Annotated in this window: 3 protein-coding genes; 1 reads left to right on the top strand and 2 read right to left on the bottom strand. The window is 45.4% G+C overall.

Annotated features, from left to right (window positions below):
* Positions 1 to 152: 152 nt before the first annotated feature.
* Entirely contained in the window at positions 153 to 887 is a 735-nt protein-coding gene (locus tag K4A83_RS22180; protein ID WP_265266892.1) for an ABC transporter ATP-binding protein, read from the bottom strand.
* Between the two features lie 188 nt (positions 888 to 1075).
* Positions 1076 to 2140 carry a magnesium-protoporphyrin IX monomethyl ester (oxidative) cyclase gene (gene acsF, locus K4A83_RS22175; RefSeq protein ID WP_265266891.1) on the bottom strand — a complete coding sequence of 355 codons (1065 nt, stop codon included), beginning with the start codon at positions 2138 to 2140 and terminating at the stop codon, positions 1076 to 1078.
* A gap of 225 nt (positions 2141 to 2365) precedes the next feature.
* Between acsF and hemN the strand changes: the two genes are divergently transcribed.
* Entirely contained in the window at positions 2366 to 3751 is a 1386-nt protein-coding gene (gene hemN, locus K4A83_RS22170) for an oxygen-independent coproporphyrinogen III oxidase (RefSeq protein WP_265266889.1), read from the top strand.
* Positions 3752 to 4370: the final 619 nt, after the last annotated feature.

The following is a 4370-nucleotide window of genomic DNA, read 5'->3' as shown; positions in this document are numbered from 1 at the left end:
TCCCCCGCTCCCCTGCTCCCCTGCTCCCCTGCTCCCCTGCTCCCCTGCTCCCCCGCTCCCCCGCTCCCCTGCTCCCCCGCTCCCCTGCTCCCCTGCTCCCCGAGTTATTCAGCAGACCCTGCCTAGCGCCTGCCATAGGACTAGCAGAAACGTCACATTTCCCATTCTGCTTGTTGTTGTTCTTGTTGCTGGTGCAGGCGATCGCGCAAATAATCCCACTCAACAGCGTGAGCAGGCGTATCCTGTTGTAAGATGCCGTTTTCTAGGTAGAACACCCGTTGAGCAAAAGGGGGCATTAAATCCAGTTGGTGGTTAACCATCAAGATTGTGGTGTTTTCTAGTTGACCCAACACTTGTAAAAGATAGGAAGCTAGACCAAAATCGAGGGCGGAGGTGGGTTCATCGAGGATCAAAACTTGAGGCTCCATGACTAAGGCCCGGGCGATCGCCACTAACTGCCGTTGACCTTGGGAAAGCTGTAATTCCGTGCGTTCTCGCCATTCATTGGGAATGCGTAAAGTGTGACAACAAGCTTGAACGCGCTGGTCAATGTCACGGGGGGGAAGGTTTTGGAGTTGGAGGGGATAGGCGATCGCATCTTGTACCCTCATCCCGAGCAGTTTCGGATCTTGGGGGACTAAAACCACCTGTCGCCGCAACTCAATCACCGGGATTTGACTATAAGCTTGTTGACGAAAATACAGTTGTCCCGTCGTGGGACTAATTAAACGATTCAGCAGACGGAGCAGCGTTGTTTTCCCCGCACCCGACGGGCCGACTAAAACCGTGCGCTCCCCCGCCTTCAACTTGAACGACAGATCCCGCAGCAGGTCAATCTCCGTAATCCCCACCGTTTCCCGGACTCCTACCCCCACCAGTTCTAACATTCCTTCACCCCTCCTCTACATCAGCCCCTAATGCCCTCAAATGAGCGGCTAACGCCTCCTTCTAAGGGCAGTAACACAGGGGCCCCAATGCCAACTGAATTATGGGTTTTTGCTCACCCATTGTTGAGAAAAATTTGACTCAATGAGTCTAGCACAAATGATCCGGGTTCACGGGTGACGAATGGCGATTAATAGACGGTACCGCGTAGGGCTTCAGCGTCAATGGGTTTAATGAAGTATAAACGGACTAAATCCCCGAAAATGGCCGCCATTAAGGGCAATTTGCGCAGGTTTTTGAGCCATTTCGGCGCGTTGCTTTGCTCAATTTGCTGCATTTTTTCATGACGTTGAGCGCATTTTTCTAAACGGGGGAAAAATTCGGGGTGGTCTACGTCGAGAATTTCCGGGAAAGACCGGGCGGCTGTTTCGTTGGTTTTGCGGGCCACGTGACGGTCGAATTCTTGGGCATTTAAACCAATAGACTCGTAAAAATCAGCCCGTTCATGGACCGTGAGGGTGTGGGTGGCAAAGACGGTGAGGAGGAAGAAACGACTCCAGAGACGACCGCGCCAAGTGTTCCACATGGATTTCTGCGATCGCAATAAGGCGTTGAAAATATCCCCGTGGCGGTTTTCGTCTTGACACCAGCTTTCAAACATTTTGAACAGGGGATAGTATTGCTGTTCGGGATGTTTTTCTAGATGACGGTAGATGGTGATATAGCGCCAGTAACCAATTTTCTCGGAAAGATACACCGCGTAAATGACCCACTCGGGTTTAAAGAAGGTATAAGTCCGGTTTTTGGTTAAGTATTGTAAATCAAGGGAAATATTAAAGTCGCTCATGGCTTTGTTGAGAAAACCCGCGTGACGGGCTTCATCCCGGGCCATGAGGTGGAAAACTTTGGATAATAGGGGGTTACGGTCTTTAATTTGCCGGGAAATCTCTTTAAACAACAGAAAACCGGAAAATTCTGAGGTGCAAGACCGTTCGAGAAAGTCAATGAAACAAGCGCGGGTGGCTTCGTCGATATGATCCCACGACTGCTTAAATTCTTCGGTGCGGCGGAAATGACGACAGTTATAATCGGCTTCCATTTCCGCCAGAACTGCCTCCAGTTCGTCCTTTTGGGCGGAAATGTCCATGTTGGCGATCGCCTCAAAATCTGTCGTATAGAAGCGCGGGGTGAGCAAGGTTTCTTGACTCGGCGCTTTGATACCGGGTTTCAATTCTTCGATAGTAGCAGTTGCCATAGTGACCTTGTAACAGTTCTTAAATTTATAACCAAACGTTCAAACATGTGAGACTATATTTTCATAGCCATTGTCATTTAGCAAGCTTTGTTAAGAATTAAAACAAAATCTGGTTAGTTGGTCACATTATTATATTCTCAGACAAATGTATACTGTCAGGTCTAGCCGTTAACTGTCCGGTTGTACTTCGACACTTTTTTAAAACTGCGATTCAGAGAAACCCTTATGAAGTCTTACTTAACTCCCGTTGAATTTGACACGGATTTGATCAACCGCTACAACAGTCCGACTCCCCGCTATACCAGCTATCCCCCAGCGACGGAATTGCACAGTCAGTTTACGAGTGGGGATTGTATGCAGGCGATCGCACGGAGCAATCAGCGCTCCTCTCCCATTTCCCTCTACTTTCATATTCCCTTTTGTCAGACAGCCTGTTATTTCTGCGGGTGTAATGTGATTGTCACCCAACAACAAGAGAAAGTGGTGAATCCCTACCTTCAGCATTTATCCCAAGATATTGACCATTTAACCCGTTATCTCGATACAAATCGTCCAGTGGAACAACTCCATTGGGGTGGGGGAACGCCCAATTATCTGAATATTGGTCATGTTGAGCAACTTTGGAGCAAAATCAATCAACATTTTCACTTTGATCCTAAAGCGGAAATTTCTTTAGAAGTGAATCCCCGGTATATTGACCGCAACTACATTTTATTTCTGCGAGATTTAGGCTTTAATCGCATTAGTTTCGGGATTCAAGACTTTAACCCCCAAGTGCAGGCCGCTATTAATCGGATTCAACCAGAAGAGATGTTATTTAACGTCATGGGTTGGATTCGTGAAGCGGGGTTTGAAAGTGTTAACGTAGACTTAATTTATGGCTTGCCTTATCAAACCGAACAAAGCTTTGAACAGACTATTGCTAAAACTATTGAACTCGATCCCGATCGGATTGCCGTGTTCAACTTTGCCTATGTACCTTGGTTAAAACCGGTACAGAAGAAAATCCCCCAGGAGGCCTTACCCAGCACAGCCCAGAAGCTGCGGATCTTCCAATCGGCGATCGCACAACTTACCCATAACGGCTACACCTTCATCGGCATGGATCACTTTGCCAAACCCAACGACGAACTCACCATTGCTCAAAAAGAAGGCCATTTACACCGCAATTTCCAAGGATACACCACTAAACCCGACATGGATCTATTCGGCTTTGGGTTAACGTCCATCAGTATGTTAGAAGACGCTTATATCCAAAATCATAAAACATTAAAAAGCTATTACCAAGCCGTAGAAGCGAGTCAGTTCCCCATTGAAAAAGGCGTAGTTTTAAATCATAATGATAAAATTCGACGCGCCATTATCATGGAGTTAATGTGTCACTTTGGCGTTGACAAGCAAGAATTCTCCCAAGCCTATCACGTAGATTTTGATCATTATTTTGCTCAGGAATTAGTCAACCTTAAACCCTTAGAAAAAGATGGTCTAATTCGGTTATACAAAGACCATCTAGAAGTCACATCTGTAGGACGCTTACTCATTCGGAACATCGCCGTCATATTTGATAGTTACTTCCCTCAACAACAACAACGATTCTCCAAATCGATTTAGCGTAACTTCGCCGAGTCAAATGCTATCTGTAGGTTGGGTAAAGCGAGAGCGAAACCCAACCACTCTCAAGCTATTAGTCAAGAAGGGATTGCTTCGGGGTACTTTTGTAATATATCTCTAAGATTAACATTTCCCCCCCCCTCGCAATGACAGGATTCACACTCTCACGCTATGAGAGAAGATTGCTTTAGAGAGCTAGTGCCACCTCATTAAATTTACAGTTAGGTCTGGGTAAGAATTGAAGCACTCATTTTGCAAAACTCAACCTTTTTAAAATCCACTCTACCCCTACAATAACTGCCAACGAAAGCAACACTAACCATAATAAAATAAGAGGCGACCATTGGGGAAAATAAACTAAATCTTGCCAATAATAATAACAGAAAAAAGAGTGAATCAACCATAATGGAAACGAATGTTTTCCTAAAAAAGCACAGAGTTTAACCAGCTTAATTTGTTCAAAAAATCGCACCGTAGCATAAATAAACAAAGGCAGAAGTGTTGAATGTTAGAAAAAAAATTGACAAAAAGCTCCTACTTCGGTAAAATAGGAGCTTGTTTTTTAAAAAAAATCAATAATTTGATTCTATCCAACTTCCCTCAAATTGTCAAAAAATGC

It is taken from the genome of Spirulina subsalsa FACHB-351 (assembly GCF_026130165.1).
Lineage (GTDB): Bacteria > Cyanobacteriota > Cyanobacteriia > Cyanobacteriales > Spirulinaceae > Spirulina_A > Spirulina_A subsalsa_A.
The sequence above is the reverse complement of the archived record's forward strand: the minus strand, read 5'-3'. Positions and strand labels throughout refer to the sequence as shown.